This window comes from Marinicrinis sediminis, from assembly GCF_042685085.1.
GTDB classification, from domain to species: Bacteria; Bacillota; Bacilli; order Paenibacillales; family KCTC-33676; genus Marinicrinis; species Marinicrinis sediminis.
Window position 1 is genome coordinate 60,467 of the sequence record NZ_JBHUMM010000042.1, and the last position, 17,864, is coordinate 78,330.

At 48.9% G+C, this 17,864-nt stretch carries 15 protein-coding genes; 2 read left to right on the forward strand and 13 right to left on the reverse strand.

Annotated elements, in window-relative coordinates; translation table 11 throughout:
* Positions 1-87: 87 nt before the first annotated feature.
* From ACFSUC_RS13445 to amt, 7 genes are all read right to left on the reverse strand, one after another.
* On the reverse strand, positions 88-1,752 hold the full coding sequence (locus tag ACFSUC_RS13445; RefSeq protein ID WP_379930131.1) for an extracellular solute-binding protein: 1,665 nt from the start codon (positions 1,750-1,752) through the stop codon (positions 88-90).
* 128 nt (positions 1,753-1,880) lie between these two features.
* Complete coding sequence (locus ACFSUC_RS13450) at positions 1,881-2,774, reverse strand: carbohydrate ABC transporter permease (protein ID WP_379930132.1); 894 nt, start codon at positions 2,772-2,774, stop codon at positions 1,881-1,883.
* 7 nt (positions 2,775-2,781) lie between these two features.
* The gene (locus ACFSUC_RS13455; protein ID WP_379930133.1) at positions 2,782-3,636 is read right to left on the reverse strand and encodes an ABC transporter permease; all 855 of its coding nucleotides are present in this window, start codon (positions 3,634-3,636) and stop codon (positions 2,782-2,784) included.
* Between the two features lie 496 nt (positions 3,637-4,132).
* On the reverse strand, positions 4,133-5,134 hold the full coding sequence (locus ACFSUC_RS13460) for a LacI family DNA-binding transcriptional regulator (protein ID WP_379930134.1): 1,002 nt from the start codon (positions 5,132-5,134) through the stop codon (positions 4,133-4,135).
* A 197-nt stretch (positions 5,135-5,331) separates the two neighbouring features.
* Positions 5,332-6,606 (reverse strand): hypothetical protein, encoded by a 1,275-nt coding sequence (locus ACFSUC_RS13465; protein WP_379930135.1) that lies wholly within the window; start codon positions 6,604-6,606, stop codon positions 5,332-5,334.
* The gene (locus ACFSUC_RS13470; RefSeq protein ID WP_379930136.1) at positions 6,593-7,162 is read right to left on the reverse strand and encodes an RNA polymerase sigma factor; all 570 of its coding nucleotides are present in this window, start codon (positions 7,160-7,162) and stop codon (positions 6,593-6,595) included. The genes ACFSUC_RS13465 and ACFSUC_RS13470 overlap by 14 nt, the downstream gene beginning before the upstream one ends.
* 244 nt (positions 7,163-7,406) lie before the next feature.
* Complete coding sequence (amt, locus tag ACFSUC_RS13475; protein WP_379930137.1) at positions 7,407-9,722, reverse strand: ammonium transporter; 2,316 nt, start codon at positions 9,720-9,722, stop codon at positions 7,407-7,409.
* Positions 9,723-9,899: 177 nt separating this feature from the next.
* Between amt and ACFSUC_RS13480 the strand changes: the two genes are divergently transcribed.
* Positions 9,900-10,400 (forward strand): antibiotic biosynthesis monooxygenase family protein, encoded by a 501-nt coding sequence (locus tag ACFSUC_RS13480; protein WP_379930138.1) that lies wholly within the window; start codon positions 9,900-9,902, stop codon positions 10,398-10,400.
* Between the two features lie 102 nt (positions 10,401-10,502).
* Here the strand turns inward: ACFSUC_RS13480 and ACFSUC_RS13485 are convergent, their stop codons facing one another.
* The 5 genes from ACFSUC_RS13485 to ACFSUC_RS13505 all read right to left on the reverse strand — a co-directional run bounded on the left by ACFSUC_RS13485 (position 10,503) and on the right by ACFSUC_RS13505 (position 16,426).
* Complete coding sequence (locus tag ACFSUC_RS13485; RefSeq protein WP_379930139.1) at positions 10,503-11,996, reverse strand: methyl-accepting chemotaxis protein; 1,494 nt, start codon at positions 11,994-11,996, stop codon at positions 10,503-10,505.
* Between the two features lie 16 nt (positions 11,997-12,012).
* Positions 12,013-12,483 carry a chemotaxis protein CheX gene (locus ACFSUC_RS13490; RefSeq protein ID WP_379930140.1) on the reverse strand — a complete coding sequence of 157 codons (471 nt, stop codon included), beginning with the start codon at positions 12,481-12,483 and terminating at the stop codon, positions 12,013-12,015.
* A 29-nt stretch (positions 12,484-12,512) separates the two neighbouring features.
* Positions 12,513-12,875 (reverse strand): response regulator, encoded by a 363-nt coding sequence (locus tag ACFSUC_RS13495; RefSeq protein WP_379930141.1) that lies wholly within the window; start codon positions 12,873-12,875, stop codon positions 12,513-12,515.
* A 239-nt stretch (positions 12,876-13,114) separates the two neighbouring features.
* Positions 13,115-13,516, reverse strand: a complete 402-nt coding sequence (locus ACFSUC_RS13500; RefSeq protein ID WP_379930142.1) for a response regulator — start codon at positions 13,514-13,516, stop codon at positions 13,115-13,117.
* A gap of 21 nt (positions 13,517-13,537) precedes the next feature.
* Positions 13,538-16,426, reverse strand: coding sequence for an ATP-binding protein (locus tag ACFSUC_RS13505; RefSeq protein WP_379930143.1), 2,889 nt, complete (start codon positions 16,424-16,426; stop codon positions 13,538-13,540).
* 178 nt (positions 16,427-16,604) lie between these two features.
* Here ACFSUC_RS13505 and ACFSUC_RS13510 point away from each other — a divergent pair, with 178 nt between their 5' ends.
* The gene (locus ACFSUC_RS13510) at positions 16,605-16,772 is read left to right on the forward strand and encodes a polyribonucleotide nucleotidyltransferase (protein WP_379930144.1); all 168 of its coding nucleotides are present in this window, start codon (positions 16,605-16,607) and stop codon (positions 16,770-16,772) included.
* A 59-nt stretch (positions 16,773-16,831) separates the two neighbouring features.
* Here the strand turns inward: ACFSUC_RS13510 and ACFSUC_RS13515 are convergent, their stop codons facing one another.
* The gene (locus ACFSUC_RS13515; RefSeq protein ID WP_379930145.1) at positions 16,832-17,803 is read right to left on the reverse strand and encodes an alpha/beta hydrolase; all 972 of its coding nucleotides are present in this window, start codon (positions 17,801-17,803) and stop codon (positions 16,832-16,834) included.
* Positions 17,804-17,864 lie beyond the last annotated feature (61 nt).

The window sequence follows — 17,864 nt, forward strand, 5'->3', positions numbered from 1 at the left end:
AAGTTCGAAAGCCTGAACAGCACATGCTGCTCAGGCTTCTGCACTTCGTATACGCTCTTCTTCTGTCATCCCCTGTGTTACTTCGAATTACTGCGCTTCCTTATATCGATCATAAGCGGACTGATAGACCTCCAGCAGTTCCTCAATTCCCATGTCCTGAATGGTCGCAATAAAGTCATCCCAATTGCTGTCCACGCCGCCTTCCATAAGGAACTTCGCCCGCATCTGCGCAGTGTACTGCAGCACATCTGGCTTGATTCGCTCAATCACTTCCAGCTCTTCTTCTGTGAAGAACAACAGCGGGAATTTCTCATCCTGCATTTGCGGTGCAAAAATCTCTCTCATGTCGTCAATTCTTGCTTTTGCTCTTTCTTCCGGTGCGACCACACTCTTGAAGTGCTCGCCAGTAATCAAGCCCACACCATTATTGAGCGCCACTTTTTGGCGGAATTCACCTGGATTTTCGATATCATCCTTCTGAACGAGCATCCCATTCTCATCTTCCTCAAACCATACGCCGATTGGACCCCAGCGCGCTTCTGCAGCCAGTCGAGGCTCATACATTGTATCCAGCCATTTTGCTGTAATCTCCGGATGCTCATTCTCCACGGTAATGACGGAACCGTTTCGTCCGATCATCGAACCATTGTTCCACTTCACGACCATATCTTTAAACGGTGGCACGATCGCATATTGATATCCATTTGGCGCAACGACGTCGTTTTTGTCCCACCAGAGGAAGGAGCCCAGTACCAGCGGGTCCTGCTTGCCCAAGGCAAAGTAGCTCGTATAATCATGCGTAAAGGCCTCGAGGTCAACCAGATCTTCGGCAAACCACTGATGAACATAGGAAACGGCTTCTTTATACCCCTCTTGCAGCGGTGCATATTTCACTTCACCATCTTCGACATTCAAATGCTCAATAAATGTCTGAACTTGAGGCTGATAGGTTTTGTCCGGTACGCCAAAGGCGCCAAACAGGTAACCGATATCCCCTGTCCAGAAGCCATCAATATAGGTAAGTGGAATCTCATCATTTTTGTCTCCGTTGCCGTTGGCATCTTCTGCCTTAAATGCTCTCAACACTTCTGTATATTCTTCAATCGTAGTTGGCATCTCCAGGCCTAGACGATCCAGCCATTCCGTATTAATATAGAGGAAATCCGGGTTCGCCCCGATTTCTTCCTGTCCCGAACCAAGCTCTTCACCAACAGGCAGAGAGTAAATATTGCCGTCTGGTGCCGTAATGATACCGCGAATATCCGGTCTTTCATCCAGTATCTTCTTCAGGTTTGGCATGTGCTGATCGATCAGATCATTGAGCGGAATAATCGTACCCTCATTGCCGTATTTCAACAACTCACTGTCATTGAAGTCTGCACCTAAGAATACATCGGGCAGATCATTGCTCGCGAGCAGCAGGTTTTTCTTCTCTTGATAGTCTGTGCTTACAATCGTATCCCACTGGACTTTGACATTGGTCATTTCCTCTATCTTCTGAGCCGTTTGGTTCTCGTTGAAATCACTAGGAGCCAGCGGCTCTCTTCTCGCGACCACATCGAGCGTAACAGACTCATCTAGCGGGAACGTAATCTCATTGCTACCTTCAGATGAACTTCCTCCATTCCCCTCACCATTGTTTTGGGATGGGGATGAATCATTGCCGTTTGCATTCTGGTTATTGGAACAAGCTCCCAGCACCATGGACAGAATCAATACGATCGATACGATCACCATGACATTTTTTTTCATTTGGATGTAACCTCCCTTTATTCAGTACCCCTTGAAATCCACACCGATGTTTCTCCAACCCTGATCCCTGCTGCCAAACCACCTCCTTCAAGAGAATCGTTTCTGTTGTCTTGATCTGGACAGGTGAATCAGCCTTTGACAGAACCGATCATCACGCCCTTGACGAAGAATCGCTGCAAGAATGGATAGAGAATCAACAACGGTATGGCTGCAACGATGATAACCCCGTACTTGATCAACTCTGTAATGCGCTGCTGGGCAACCAGATTATCGATATTGGCCATCATATTGCCGGAAGGCTGACTCTCAATCAGAATGTTGCGCAAAATGAGCTGGAGCGGATATTTGTCTGCACTCTTCAGATAGATCAAGGCGTCGAAGAATCCGTTCCACTGCTTCACTACCGCAAACAATACCAGCACTGCAATGATCGGCTTGGACAGTGGAATGACAAAGCTCCACAAAAATCGGGTATTCGTACATCCGTCTATCGAAGCCGCTTCCCGCATTTCATCAGGCAATGAAGCAAAAAACGTTCGAGCGATAATAATGACGAAGGCATCCACCACATTGGGGAGCACGACCGCCCATATGCTGTCGATCAGATTCAGCTGCTTCACCACGAGATAGGTCGGAATCAGACCTCCGTTGAAAAACAGCGTGATCAGAAAGAATACCATAAAAAAATTGCGACCCACGAAATCTTTGCGGGAGAGCGGATACGCTGCCATAATAGTCAGGCTCACACTGATGACCGCAGCGAGGGAAGCATAGAGCAGTGAGTTTCGATATCCGATCCATATCTGATTGTCTGACAGAATGCGCTGGTACCCTTCCAGAGTGATGTCCTTCGGCCAAAACCATACATCACCGGCATAGATCGCATTTGGATCACTGATGGAGGCAATGACGATAAAGTACAATGGATACAAGATGAGCAGAGTGAAACCACCGAGCACTGTATAATTGAACACATCAAACGCGATATCGCCTTTTGATCTTCGATTTCCCATGTTGTTCACTCCCTCCCTAGAATAAGCTGTTTCCATTTATTTTCTTGGCTGCCCGGTTGACCATAATGAGCAGTACGAGATTAATGACCGCATTGAATAATCCAATCGCTGCCGAGAAGCTGTACTGCGCTCGCTGAATCCCCATTTTATACACATAGGTCGGGATAATCTCCGAAGACTCTACATTCAGATTCGTCTGCATGAGAAAGACTTTTTCGAAGCCTACATTCATCAAATTCCCGATTGCCAAAATGAACAGCACCATAATAGTTGGCATAATACTTGGCAAATCAATGTGACGTACCCGCTGCCACTTGTTTGCACCGTCTACCACCGCAGCTTCATGCAAATGCGGGTCCACCCCAGCCAGCGCGGCCAGGTAGATAATCGAAGACCAACCCGTTTCTTGCCATACCGTGGACAGGATGTACAAGGGCCGGAACCATTCAGCTTTCGCCATAAAGAGGATCGGTTCTCCGCCAAATAGCTGGATCAGATGGTTGATCACCCCACTGCTCGGGGAAAGGAACACAAAAATCATTCCGACCAATACCACCGTGGAAATAAAATAGGGGGCATAGATGGTCGTCTGGATAAACTTCTTCAATCGCTGTCTCATCAATTGATTCAACAAAATAGCAATGACGATCGGAATGGGAAAGGCAATCAGCAGATTGAATACACTGAGGTAAATCGTATTCATCACGATTGCTTCAAAGTTATAAGCATTGAAAAACCGTTCAAAATGCTCAAAACCAACCCAAGGACTCTCCCACATGCCCAATCTTGCATTGAAATCCTTAAACGCAATTTGCACTCCGTACATCGGCCAGTATTTGAACACGATGAAATACATCACCGGTGGAAGCATTAACAGATACAGCTCCCAATTCAGCCTTATTTTCTTTATCTTGCTTGAATTCCCCCACATGGTTCTCACCTATCCTTTCTGTTGGAAGCGTTGAAGTGATCCAGGTGCCTATATTCCGTATCCGCTTTCAAAACAGGTAAACGTTTACTTCACTTCCATACTTTCTCGCCTGATCGCTTAGGCAGATCCTAACTATCTGGTTTAGAAAATGTGAATCCTATTATTCGCTTCTCTGAAAATATTAATCGTTTACGTAATCGTTTTTATTATACATAGAGCTGGTTCATGTGTCAACGAATTTTCCGCTTTTCCCACACTGCCTTATTTGTTAGAGACAGGAGTGATATGTATCCTCATTTTATTTTAGATATCGTTTAAGCAATCGTTTACGTAATGGATTAATTAGATTGTAAACGCTTTATATTTTCTTGTCAACCCACCTCAAAAAGAAAACCGAGCAAGAGAGTTCTCCTGCCCGGTTGCTTGCCAGCCATTGCTAGCAAGACCCGCGAATAATCAGCTCAGACTTCAAACGGATCTCTGTCACATCCATATCCGGTTGGTTAATTCTCTCCAGCAGCCGTTTCGCTGCGGTTTGCCCCAGTTCAAAGGAAGGCTGACGGATCATGGTTAGCGGCGGCACGGTAATCTCGGTCCACCGATAATCATCAAAACCGATGATCGCTACTTCCTGTGGAACTTTCTTGCCCATTTGCTGTAGACAGGCAAAGGCGCCCATGGACATGATGTTATTAGCAACAAGCAGTGCGGTAACCTGCTCTTCATTCAGCAGCTTCTCTGCAAGCTCGAATCCACATTCAAATGAGGATGCCCCCTCCTGTATCCATGTAGAAGCAATCTCCATTCCCTGTTCCTGATAAGCCTTTCGGTACCCTTCCAACCGTTCATTTGAGGTGGTCAGATCGAGTTTGCCTGTAATAAAACCGATCTTTTTGTGACCTTTGCCCAGCAGCAGAGAAACGGCTTCGTAGGTGACATGCGCCCCGTCCGCCAAAATATAGTCGCCCTCAAAACCTTCCGGCTTGCGGTCAATGAACACAACCGGATACTCTCCGCCGAGCACTTCTGACAACTGTTCATGATTGTCTGCCGCAGGAGCCATGATCAATCCATCTACCAATTGGGAATTGAAAACCTCCAGCTGCTCGATCTCGGTCTGCAAATTTTCATTGGAATTACTCAAAATGAGATTATAGCCGTGTTCTTTCAGTACATGTTCGATCCCCTGTGCGATCGACATAAAGAAAAAGTTGGACGTGTCAGAAGGGATAATCGGAACCAGCAAGCCGATAATATGGGATTTTCTGCTTCGCAAGGAACGGGCGACCGAATTCGGCCGGTATTTCAATTCTTTCATCGCCTGTCTTACCTTGATCTTGGTTTCTTCTGACACAAACCGGGTCTGGTTAATGACATGAGAGACCGTGGCGGTGGAAACCCCTGCCTTCGTGGCCACATCTTTGATACTTACCGACATAGACGATCATCCTTTTTCGTCGCATTTTTCTACCTTTACAGATTACGTAATCGATTGTCCTAAATATATTGAATTGCATTCAGATTGTCAATTGATGATTCATTTCGCGGTCTCTTGATAAAAAAAATCTCGCTGGCAGGCAAGCGTGAAACACTTGCTTTCCAGCGAGCGGATAAGCGTTGCATATGATCCTTCAGTCAGGGCATCTGTAGCCATCTCCCTGCTTCTTCTTGCCAGCGCTGTACATAGCTGCCCATCGCCCAATGCACCATCACCATCTGCTCATTGGCCTGTATCGGCAAAGTCAGATAAGGCTGATTGACAATCCCGTCCTGATACGGATATACCGTCATCTTGTCACTGGTGAAGATGACCACAACATCTTTTGCAGGCGATGAAATGGCATCGAGAGCAGCCGGCTGCACGGTCAGAATTTCCGACCATGCGCAGCACAATTCATCATAGGAGACGACCTCATAAGGAAGAGAGACAGAGAGCGGCTGCAGTAAAATATCGGCTTTATCACTACGATTGCCTGGTTGCATGGATCGGGTATCCGGGTCAGCGGACTGTACTGCGAGCGCATGCCACTTCCCTCCCTGCCTCGTAATGGTCCAGTTCCAGGTTTCGGAACGTTCCGCTTCCGATATCGGCATATCTGGCTGTTCCTTGCCCCCAGCATCAGGCTTAGCGGCGGGAGGGGCATTCAGACGTGTCGTAACCGGCTGCAGCAATTCTTCCAATGAGAGCACCTTTTCCTGACGGATGGCTTCCCAGTCCCATTGCGTGCGCTGCAAAGCTTCAATGTCCTGAACCTTGACCCGTCGCATCGCCTCTCCCTGGGCAGGAAGAACCGTCTCCGCGATCGAGACATACTGATTTCCTACAAACAGCACTTTTTCCTGCACGACAGGCGATTCCTTCGCTATGGATGGCTTCATCACGGTCGTCTGAGGGACGGCATCGGCTGGATAAGCCGTCAGCAGGTGCGACTGTGCCCCTCCACTCTCTCCGCTCATCAGCTCAGAGGCAGGATGCAGACGCCAGAATTTTTGCTTGACGGGTACCAGCAGTCCCTGCCCTTGTTCAGCCACTACCCTTCCCTGTTCATCTCCGGAAATGAGCAAGGTTCGGTACGAACTGGCTTCCTGATCCCGGTCCTGACGCATCGCTAGCAGCAGTGCCGTAGACATGCCTTTCTCCGAATAGGCTGGCTGAGCAGGCTGCAGCTCGGAAGCTGTGCGCTTGCTCATCTGATCCGTTTGACCAAACCATAAGCCAGGCTGAAGAAAAAACAGCATCACTACAAAGGAAGCGCACAAGGCAAAGCCGTACATAAGCCAGGTTCGCTTCTTCCGTGTCTGCTCTCCTGCTTTGCGTTCAATGGCAGCCATGAGTTCAGGTGTAAATCCGGATTGCTTGAACGGATTCTCGGCAAGTTGCTTTCTTAATTGATAATCATGCAGATCCATTTGCGTCACTTTCCTTTAACTGAATTACTTTATTTCTCGCATGGTGAAGCCTCGACTTGACAGTTCCTTCACTCACACCCAGCATCGCAGCAATTTCTTTCATAGACAACTGGTGATGGCCGTACAGGATCAACACTTCCCGATATTTGGGCGGCAACTTCAGGACTTTGGCCCATATTTCACTGACGGCCATCTGCTCCATCACTTCCGATTCTGCAGAGTGATCCGTCGCTTTTGTCGTCATGTAATCGACCAGCGTCACCCGTCTGAAGAATGCGGATTTCTGATAATCCAGCACTGTATTGCGGGTGATTTTCAGCAGCCACGTCTTGACGGAAGCCTCATTTCGAAAATTCGTTATGTTTTTGTATGCTTTCATAAATACATCCTGGGTTACGTCATCTGCAACCTCCCATCTACGTGTCATACTGTATGCATAGTTCCATATATCATTGCCGTACTGGACCATCAGGTCTCGCAGGACCTGCTTGGGATCGGCAGTATCAGATATGTATTTCAAATACTCATTCTCGCCATTTACTTTCGTTGAGTCCAACCTGATCTCACCTCTTCTTCCTATATAGACGAGGACCTTCCGTCAAAAGTTCGATTCATGCATCTAATATTTAAACGCATCAAACAAAAAAAGGTCGCACATTCCATTCATTTATCTAGAAAAAATGTTAGAGACAGTTAATTGAAACTCTGATTTTATCAGCAAAGAAGCCGCCAGCGCACCCGTTGGACGCCAGCAGCTTCTTCATGTTTCTCGATTTGGTTTGACCCTGCAACAAACGATTCTATTGGAGTATTCCTGAATCGGCTGCCCCTCTGGTCTTGAAACTGCCAACCTGCTCCATCAGATTATCCGACTCTGCCGCCATTCTCCTCGTTTCCTCCGCCATATCTGTAATGCGTATCAAAATGGATTCACTGGCACCTTCCACACTGTTCACCTGCATGCTGATTTCCTGCAAATGCTCAAACTGCTGTTCCCGATTGGACTGCATCACCTCAGAACGCTGCAAGATCTCTTGAAACTGAGCCAGGAAAGTCGTCGTCTCCACTTCCATCCATTCGATGACTTCCAGAATCGAAGAAACGCGCTCCAGCATAACATCTACCTGCTCGGACAGTCGTGTCATCTCCACTGAGGTTTGTTCCGTCCCGGCGAGTCCCTTGCGTGTAAGTTCCATATGCGTATCCATCGATGCATGCAGTTCACCGAGCGTCCGTCTCGTTTGTTCAGACAGTTTCTTGATCTCCTGCGCCACGACCCCGAACCCGCGTCCGTGCTCGGTATCCCGACTGGCTTCTATTCGGGCATTCAGCGACAACAAATCGATTTGGTCGGATACCTGGAAGGTCACATCCAGCATTTCGGCCACGTCTTCCACGAACTGATTCATGGCGCTCATATACCCCGTCGTCTGTGCCATTTGATTCATCGTTTCGGATTGGACTTCACTCGTATTCATAAGCTGCTCCCGAACCGCCGCTCCCTTCTCCCTCACATCCTGCATACGATGGTGGAAGGTCGTGAACTTGTCCACACTACTGGTAATGGCCGCCATCCACTCTTCCTCTTCGGTGACAGACAGTTCAATTCCCGCCCTTAGTTCCTGAATGCCTACATTGGTCTCTCTCAGGCTCTCTGCGTTCTCATCCATGCGGTTCAAGATGAAATCAATCTGCTCCAGCATGCCTGTACTCGTTTGATTCACGCGAGCTGCCTGTCGTTGAGCAGCATGCACCAGATCGTTCAACGCATCGATCATTTGGTTGAAGGCCTCATTCAATGGAGCCGTATCCTCGCCCGAATGGACGGGAATGGTGCGACTGAGGTCTCCTTTGGCCGATGCAATCTCTCTCATCGCAACGATGGTATCAACCAGAGCAATAGAGGCACCATGTTCTGATACATTCAAGCCCGCCTGTTCCTGTTCAGCCGTGACACGAATTCCGATCGTCTTCTTCAGCAGCCAAAATACAAGCAGTCCCATCGTAAACGCCCACACAAAGGCCGTTCCCACTCCCGTCAACTGGACGATCAGCTGCTCCATCCGATTCTCTGTGCTCAGCTGTGAAACCGGCGCGAACAAGGCGATGGCTGTGGTTCCCCATGCCCCGCACACCCCATGAACCGCTACCGCTCCGACCGCATCATCCAGTTTCAGCTTGATATCCATCCAGCGAAGGGCGATCACCATACACATACCGCCAATCATCCCGATCCAGATCGCCTGCATGGGAGACACAACATGGCAGCCAGCGGTGATGGAAACCAGACCCGCTAGTACACCATTGAGGATATATTCCACATTGGCTTTGCGTACTGTTGCATAACTCATCAACAGACTGCCAATTCCCCCTGCTGCTCCTGCCACCATCGTATTGATTGCAATGAGCGGTACAGAAGCGTCCATCGCGGTAGTCGATCCAGCATTAAATCCGAACCAGCCAAACCAGAGCAAGAATACCCCGAGACTCGCCAGCGGCAGGTTGCTGCCTTGTACCGGATAGACGCGACCATCCTTCCCGTATTTGCCAATCCGGGGTCCAATGACGACAACCCCTGCCAGAGCCACCCAGGCACCAAGAGAATGAACCACAGTAGATCCCGCAAAGTCCATAAATCCCATGGCTTCCAGCCACCCTTGCTGATCCGGGAAAAGCAAACTCCCCCAGGCCCAGTGTCCAAATAGGGGATAAATCAGCACACTGATGACCAGCGTCACGATAATATAAGAACCGAATGTCACCCTTTCTGCCACAGCCCCTGATACGATCGTGCAGGCAGTGCCTGCAAATACAATCTGAAAAAGCGCAAATGTCCACAACCAGGGGTCTTGGACATCCATAAACCCGCCCAGGAAAAATCCGCCGTTACCAAACCATCCGCCCTCGGAATAACCGAACATCAGCGGGAATCCCACGATCAGAAAGACAATGCTGACCAGCGTGATGTCCATCATATTTTTCATGACCACGTTAATCGAGTTTTTGGCTCGGACTAGGCCAGCTTCCAGGGCTGTAAACCCGGCCTGCATCATAAAAACCAGTAACGCTGCCAAGATCGTCCACATCATATTAAGATTAAACTGAAGCTCTTCCATGATCCTCTCTCCCTTCAATGATAAGTATACTATCTTTTTATGTAACTTTTCATTACATAATTATAGTGATATCTTCACATTGTGACAATGCATATTTTCACATATTTTGAGGAAGGGCCCGAATTTGATATGATAGAGTCGGTTATCTACCCGAACCATATGGAAAGGAGAATCGCCATGTTTGTTACTTTTTCTTCTCGTCCCACTTCGGATCTGACACTGCAATTTGACCTCATTGAAGGTCAGGAGCCGGTATACGTCCAAGAACACAAAGAAATGCCTGCGGACAACGCGGATGGCGATCAAACCTTTCAGGTGATCGATCATACCGGAGATTTCCCTGCTGCATCTGCCTTTGCCGTCATCAACAATATTCCGGTTACACCGGAAGGTCGAGAGGCCTTTGAGGAAAGATTCCTGAACCGGGCCAGAATGATTGAAGAAGAGCCTGGATTTCGGGCGATTCGGGTTCTGCGGCCTTTGCAAGGGGACACGTACCGCATCCTGACCTTCTGGGAGACGGAAGCGGACTTCGCCAACTGGCAGCAATCCAAAGCCTATGAAAAGGCTCATCAAAAACGCCATACCCCTCAGGGGATGGATCAGCAAAAGCCTTCTATATTCGCCGGCGCTTCCTTCGTGACCAAATACCACGTACAACAAAGCGAAGAGGTGTAAGACATGAAAAAAGGAAACCAGGCTGCAGGCCACATCGATGGCCCTGCTCCCGGGTTTCCTTTTTGGTTTATTGTCTCGGCAGGCAAGCGTGCTCAGCCTCTTCTAAGCTTGCACTTTCTTATTCTTATCCTCAACCAGTTCTCGAATCGCTTTTTCATTTGCCTGGATCAGCTTGCCCACCTGATCATTTTGCTGCATCAACGTTTCTACTGTCGCAGACAATTCCTGCAGAGCCGCAGTTGATTGTTGGCTGACAGAAGCGAAATTGTTCGCACCGTCTTCGATTGATTTGGAAGCATGACGAATCCGCACCATACGCGCATTGTTCTGGATGGCCTGTTCGCTGATCTGCTCAACCGAATCCGTAATCTGAATGAATGTCGTCTTCGTTTGTTCCGTTTTCTCCGTATTGGCAACCATTTCATCAGCGATCGTCACCATATTATGCTTCGTGCTGGCTGCCTGCTGGGTAACCTCGCGCAGTTTGTCCGATATCTGTCTGGCTGAGTTATTGGTCAAGTCCGCCAGCTTCCTGATCTCATGAGCCACGACAGCGAAGCCCTGACCATGTTCTCCCGCCCTCGCCGCCTCAATGCTCGCATTCAGAGACAACAGATTGGTCTGGTTGGCTATTTCCGCAATGGTTGCATTAAAGGCATCCACTTCGGCTATATGTCGACTTAAACCTTCAATCTCCACGGCCATCTGGTTGATTTTTTCCTTGAAGCTCGTGATGGATTGATACAGGTTGTTCATGTTCGAGCTGCCTTCGCTGGAGAGATCACTCGTGTGTTCAATTTGACGTGACAATTCCTCCAGAAAAGCAAACATATCATCCAGCATGCCGTTCGTATCCTGAATGGATTCTGTAATCGAAATGGTCGATTCCATCTGGGTATTAGCCCCGGTAGCAATTTCCTGAAAAGCTGACGTCATTTCATTGAACGATTGCTGCGTCTCTTCACTCTTGCTCGCAATAGCCGTCATATTTTGCGAAAATAACTGCACATGATGCTGCAGACGTTCTTCCTGTTCTGCTTGTCTGGAAAGCAGTTGCTCAGTTTGACTTTGCAAGTTCATCATACTTTCAGACAGGCCTCGCGAATTGCGCAAGAGCGCATACAAGAGCACACTCACGATGGCAAAATAGAACACTACCGCCACTTGATCCTCGGAGTTCAAGTCAATCTCCTTGCTGACCGCAGTCAAAAAGTAAACCATGATCAGCAGGGACCAGGCTATTCCATACAGATACATGTTCCGGCGCATGTAGATCGTCGCCAGTACCATGATATAATACAGCATAAATATGCTGTTGTAGGTCGGAAGCTGCATCATAATGACCAATGTCAGCAAGCCGATACCCGTCAAAATGATATATCCCAGGTATGGGGCAAATCGTCGGGTGAAATGGAGGTAACCAAACAGGGAAATCGTCGTCAGATCAATTGCAATAACGGTCGCAATCATGGCAGGCGGAAGCCCCACTCCAAATATGGTCAGCAGCGTCAAGAACATCGTCGCAACAACCGCATAAAAAACAAGCTGGTTTTTTCGCCTAAGATCGGTCTCGTTGATTTGCTGCAGGGTCATCATTGCTCATCATTCCTTTCTATGGCTGTATACTGATATGAACAGAGAACGCATGGTTGTCAGCCTTGAAAGGAATGCTGATAAAATGGTTGGAACTGTGGAGCCTGGTGCTTCCTTCCGAAATCATGGGTGGCGTAATGTTGACATTCAAGCCGCAGTCTGACAAGCTCGTACAGCAACCGGCCCCCAGCCAGTTGCCAAATTCCCCGTACGCACTCCAGCCCATTTCATCAATTGTCGCGATTTCCATGCCGCCGAACATGCGACCGATGATCTCCTTCACCATGTCTTCCCGCATTGTAACAATCAGATCGCCCTGCACGTCACCGGTGACGCCTACGACCACAGCAATTTGTTCTACGGTTAAGGTTTGAGACGCCTCTTTGGAGACATCCCCGTATTCAATCTGGCTATATTGCAAGTGTCCTTGCAGCACATGACCGATGCTGCCCAGAACAGCTTGAAGGTGTTCCTGTTTTAATTCAGCCATCTTTCACTCTCTCCTTTCCCCTGACAGAATTATGCACCCAAATGCTGACTAATTGCAGAAATCACGCGATCCTTTTGAAATGGCTTGACGATAAAATCCTTCGCTCCCGACTGAATCGCCTCGATGACCATCCCTTGCTGTCCCATTGCCGAGCACATGATGATCTTCGCATCCGGATGCTCCGAGCGAATCGCTTTTACAGCCTGGATTCCGTCCATATCCGGCATCGTAATATCCATGGTAACGAGGTCCGGTTTCTCTTTGTTGAACAGCTTCACTGCCTCTTCTCCATTGGCAGCCTCACCCACCACTTCATGTCCTGCCTCGGTTACAATCGTTTTGAGCATCATTCGCATAAAAGCCGCATCGTCCACGATCAAAATTTTAGCCATATGTATCCATCCCTTCGTCAGTGCATATCCGTCTTGATCACTTATTTATCATCGGTTATCAAACTTGAACCCCAATAATGTAATCATATCCAGCAAAGCAAATTTTGTCGAATGAAAAATAACGCATTCGGGCCATCCCCCTCCCCTTTGGGACGATTGAATCAGCCACTCACGCATGCAGGCCAGCTTTTCAAGACACATTTGTCCCGATCCTGCCGTCTTCCAAATAAAACCTTTTATCAGGTGTCGTGGCCGCCCATTTTCCGTTTCCACTTGTCCAATACCTGTTGAAGCTGATGAAAATCAATCGGCTTGCTCAAATAGTCATGCATGCCGGCTTCTAGAAACCGCTCTCGATCGCCCCTCATCGCACTCGCGGTCAGGGCGATAATGACAGGACGCTTCGCTTCGGAGAATCGGTCCTGAATCGCCCTGGTCGTCTCCATGCCATCCATTAACGGCATCTGAATGTCCATCAGCACCACATCAAAGTCATGACGTTCCAGCAGCTCCAGCACCTCATCACCATTGGCGGCGACCTCTGCCGAATACCCCAGAATCTGCAGCATTTTCAGCGCCAGTTTCATATTGGCCGGGTGATCTTCTGCCAGCAGTATACGCAATTGTTCCTCGGCTGCCATCTCTGGTCCTCCTTCCTCCTGTCAGGCATGTAAATAAGTCTTGATCTTGTGAACAAACGACGACAGCTCAATGGGTTTGGGAATGTAATCATCGAATCCCAGCTCCATCGCTTTTTTGTGATCCAGCGAAGAGATGGACGCACTGACGGCGATTACAGGAATGTCACAGCATCTTTGCAGGGATCTCAAAACTTCGAGCGTTTCAAAGCCATCCATCTCTGGCATATGAATGTCCAGCAGAATCAAATCCGGACACTGCTGCCCGGCGAGCTGTATCCCTTCTCTTCCGCTCTTCACATTTTTCCATTCCACCTCTGGCAAATGAACGGCTACCTTGTCCATCAGCAACAGATTGGCCGGATTGTCATCGATATACAAGACCTGATATTTCGTTTCGCTGTTCGAAATGGCGGCTTCCACATCCGGGTCAGACTCGATGGGCTTCAGATTATGAGGCAAGTAAACGGAAAACCGACTCCCCTCGCCTACCTTGCTCTCTACTTCTATGCGTCCACCCATCAGCTCAGTAAGCTGTCTCGCCAGAGTCAAGCCTATGCCTGAACCTTCGATGCCGACCGTCTGGTCCTCGATCCGGGTAAACGGTTCAAAAATGAGCTGCATCTGATCTTCCGGTATGCCCGGGCCTGTATCCGTTACCGAAATCCGAACCTCCTGATGGACGAGCTCACAGCCCACCAGGACGCTGCCAGCGTTTCGATTGTATTTGACCGCATTGGACATCAGATTGATCAGCACCTGCTTCAGACGGGTATAATCGGCATGGATGACCAGATGACAGGCGGCTGTTTGTTCCTTCTTCAGCGCGATCCCATAGTCTTGTGCCATCGGCTCCAGCAGATCCATACACTCATTCAGGAGTTCATCTACCGCCACTGTCTCCATAGAGAGGGACATTTTCCCGGACTCAATGCGGGTAATATCCAGCACCTCATTGATCAGTTCCAGCAAATGCTTGCCTGCCCGCATAATTTCATCCACATTATCCATCTGAACTTCAGAGAGCGGTTCCTCCGGATCAAATTGCATAACCTGGGCAAAACCAAGAATCGCATTCAACGGCGTCCGCAATTCATGACTGACCCTCGACAAAAATTCGGATTTGGCCTGACTGGCCAGTTCCGCCGCATTTTTTGCCTCAATCAATCGCTGCTCCATCTGCTTGCGCTCCGTAATATCCCTTACAAGAATGAGAACGGTATTCTCTTCATTCGTTTGCTTCAGGATCGGGGAGACTCGGGCACTAAACCAACGCCATTCCTCCTTCATCGTCTGCAAAGCGTATTCCAGGGTTTGGGTGCGATTGGTGGTCAATGTTTCGTTGACGATATCCATATATCGGGTGGCCAGGTCTCCCGGGAGGGCACTCGACAACGTGTTTCCAATCAGTTCATGCTTGGACTTGACCAGGTATCCTTCATCCTTCGTCCATATCCGTACATACCGATAGTGCTTGTCGATTTCAAATATGACATCATCCAGGGAGGACAGCAGCGCCTGGAGATGACTCTCTCTTTCCTCTGCCCGCAAGCTTGCCTGTAGCCACTTGTCCTTCGTATCCCCCAGCTCATGACCCATCTCTCCCAGTTTGTCAGCCGTCTCCTGCATCTCCTGGATTCTGAGCTGCGGCCGCTCCTGGCGATACTCTCCCTCTCCAATACGGCCAACCATCTGTCTCATGTGTGAAATCGGGTTCGCGATGAATCGGGACATGCGCTTCGCTTGTATATACAGATACAATATGAAAATGGAATAAAAGACAAGCAGACCGGCGATCATCCACCCGCCAACTCTCGTCATCGTCTGCTCGACCTGAGCAGCATTGGCATAAATGAGCTCCTCTGGTGCCACGACAATCAATTTCCAATTGAGCTGCGGTACGGTGGACCACGATATCAACTGGCTCTTGCCGCCAATCTCATAGCTTCCCCAGCCATGCTCCTGCGTACGCAGGGTATCCACGAACACGGACTGACGATTCTGTTCATAAATATTCCGGGACAGCTTCCATTCAGATTTGGCCGCATCCGGGAAGGCGAGCATCGTCCCCTCTTCACTGATCAGCATGCCGTATCCATTCCACGGAATCGACAGATTGAGCACTTTGTCTACGAACGTATCGATCGTAATATCAATTCCGGCTACGCCCTCCATTCGCTCCTCACTATCAATCGGGGCAATCACAGACGTAATCCAGCCATTGCCGGCCAGATCATAGTAAGGTTCTGTCCACACTGACTTTCGCTGCGGGTTATGTGCTTCATCCGCCTCATAATAAAAATTAAGCGCGGTTACATCAATATGGGGCATGTACTGTTCAATCACATCGAAATACGGATAGATGACGTTCAGGGAGTCATACGTATTGATATAGGCGGACGCGGCCAATGGCTGGGATTCCTTCACATCTCTCAGCACATCCTGAATCTGAAACAGCTTGGCCGCCTTTTCCCTCTCCTGCTCTCCTACCGGTACATGCCCGGTATAATACAAGGCAGCACCTCCGCCCCCGGTACGATCCTTGTATGTATAGTACATGCCCTCGGGGTGGTAGATCAGTCTGGATGCTTCCTCCAGAGGCAGTGCAGACGCTTGGACAAGTTGATGCTTCGCCTGACTGGCCAGCATTTGTACAGCATGCTCAATCCCTCCCGCTTCATGCCGAATCGAAATCGCTTCTCTTTCGGCAATTCGGATCAATTCCTCATTGGCACTCGACTGGATCATCTCCACATTTTCTCCCTTGATCCAGTCATTTGTAATAAAATAAACCCCCAAAAATACTAATTCCACACAGATGAACGGAATCAAAGCCGTTTTCAAATATGAATTCCAGATCCACTTCACGAGCGGAACCGCTTTTGGGGATGTCGATTGACGCGGTGAATGCACAGCGATCCTCTCCTCTTTATGCGTGACAAAGTCATCCTTCATCATAGTTCGTTGCAAAATGCAAGATTCCTTTGCCAACTTGTGAACAATGAGGTGGACAAATGGAACCAAAATCATACAAAATTCGCAACAGAATATGCTATAATCAAATAAAATGAATGAAAAGGCTGGTGACCTTATGAGTGGAATCAACAGCAGTATGATGTCGATACAGCTCGCAACCCTGCGTCATTCCCTAAACATGTCCATCATTCAAAACCAGCAGCTGCTCAGTTCAGGACTGACCAGCACGTCCGCCCAGGCACCCCATCCGCATGCGGGCAAACAGATCGATATTCGGGTATAGCCCAAGGGGATCACACAAGAAAATCCACCACAAAAAAGCTGTCCACTCTGACTTGATGATCAGAATGGACAGCTTTTTTGCGCCTTTCCGTGCTTCTTCTCTTCGTCATCATCTGGTGCAAGCGAGGTGGCCGAAACCTGCTGTGCCAGACTTGCATCGAGAAAATCCAGCAGCCTCTTTCGGTAGGTCATGGGCTGTTCTACATGGCTTCGAACATGTCTGCGACTGTCCGTCCCCCACAGCTGAAATCGTTGCGGATCAATCGCCGCCAACCTCTCACTCTCCGCAAACGGGATCGCATCGTCCCCTCTCCCATGAATGAACAAAATCGGCGTATGCGACAATCGCTGAAGAGCCTCATAAGGGTTGGCTTCCCTCGGCTTGACGCCTGTGATCCATGGAATCATTCGCATCATTATCGGGGTAAACGGCAACCTGGGGAGCTTCGTCCAGACAGACAAATGATCACTCAAATAGGTCCGCAGATCGCTAAAGGGACTGTCTGCAACTATCGCATGAATGTTGCCATCTTCCGCCGCTGCAAGCAGGGAAGCGGATGCACCCATCGATACCCCGTACAAGCCGATCGGTTCAGCGTACACCTTGCGCACATAATCGATCACACCGAGCACATCGAGTTTTTCCAGGACGCCTATCGTCGTCTCGTTGCCGTCTGACTCCCCGCATCCCCGAAAATCAAACAACACGACCCGATAATGACGCGCCACGAAGAACGTGCTAAGAGACAGAAAATTGATATTCTCCTGCAGCCTGCTCTCCCCGTATCCATGTGCAAAAATAACCGTCATCTTCGCGGCGTGCTCCGGTTCCATTACCCATCCTCGGAGATTTGTTGTTCCGTCACGGCTTGTCGTCTCAAAGCTGCGGTAGTTCAGTCCATACCGATCCGGCGTGGTCGAGATCGGGAGCCTTGGTTTTCGGGTCAGTCTGATCCCCACCACTACTGACACGATGACAACACCAACCGTAAAAGCAGCCACCAATCCAATCAGAGTCCAGATTATGCTCATGTTCCCTCCGGCTTTTTTTCTTTCATTTTACTACGTTTTGGAAAGAGCCGTCACCTATTCA

Excerpts from the sequence above, each read along its gene's own strand:
- ACFSUC_RS13485 (WP_379930139.1), bottom strand. The coding sequence starts at position 11,996 with ATGATGACCCTGCAGCAAATCAACGAGACCGATCTTAGGCGAAAAAAC.
- ACFSUC_RS13445 (WP_379930131.1), bottom strand. The coding sequence starts at position 1,752 with ATGAAAAAAAATGTCATGGTGATCGTATCGATCGTATTGATTCTGTCC.
- ACFSUC_RS13495 (WP_379930141.1), bottom strand. The coding sequence starts at position 12,875 with ATGGCTAAAATTTTGATCGTGGACGATGCGGCTTTTATGCGAATGATG.
- ACFSUC_RS13480 (WP_379930138.1), top strand. The coding sequence starts at position 9,900 with ATGTTTGTTACTTTTTCTTCTCGTCCCACTTCGGATCTGACACTGCAA.
- ACFSUC_RS13490 (WP_379930140.1), bottom strand. The coding sequence starts at position 12,483 with ATGGCTGAATTAAAACAGGAACACCTTCAAGCTGTTCTGGGCAGCATC.
- ACFSUC_RS13515 (WP_379930145.1), bottom strand. The coding sequence starts at position 17,803 with ATGAGCATAATCTGGACTCTGATTGGATTGGTGGCTGCTTTTACGGTT.
- ACFSUC_RS13465 (WP_379930135.1), bottom strand. The coding sequence starts at position 6,606 with ATGGATCTGCATGATTATCAATTAAGAAAGCAACTTGCCGAGAATCCG.
- amt (WP_379930137.1), bottom strand. The coding sequence starts at position 9,722 with ATGGAAGAGCTTCAGTTTAATCTTAATATGATGTGGACGATCTTGGCA.
- ACFSUC_RS13510 (WP_379930144.1), top strand. The coding sequence starts at position 16,605 with ATGAGTGGAATCAACAGCAGTATGATGTCGATACAGCTCGCAACCCTG.
- ACFSUC_RS13460 (WP_379930134.1), bottom strand. The coding sequence starts at position 5,134 with ATGTCGGTAAGTATCAAAGATGTGGCCACGAAGGCAGGGGTTTCCACC.
- ACFSUC_RS13455 (WP_379930133.1), bottom strand. The coding sequence starts at position 3,636 with ATGCTTCCACCGGTGATGTATTTCATCGTGTTCAAATACTGGCCGATG.
- ACFSUC_RS13500 (WP_379930142.1), bottom strand. The coding sequence starts at position 13,516 with ATGGCAGCCGAGGAACAATTGCGTATACTGCTGGCAGAAGATCACCCG.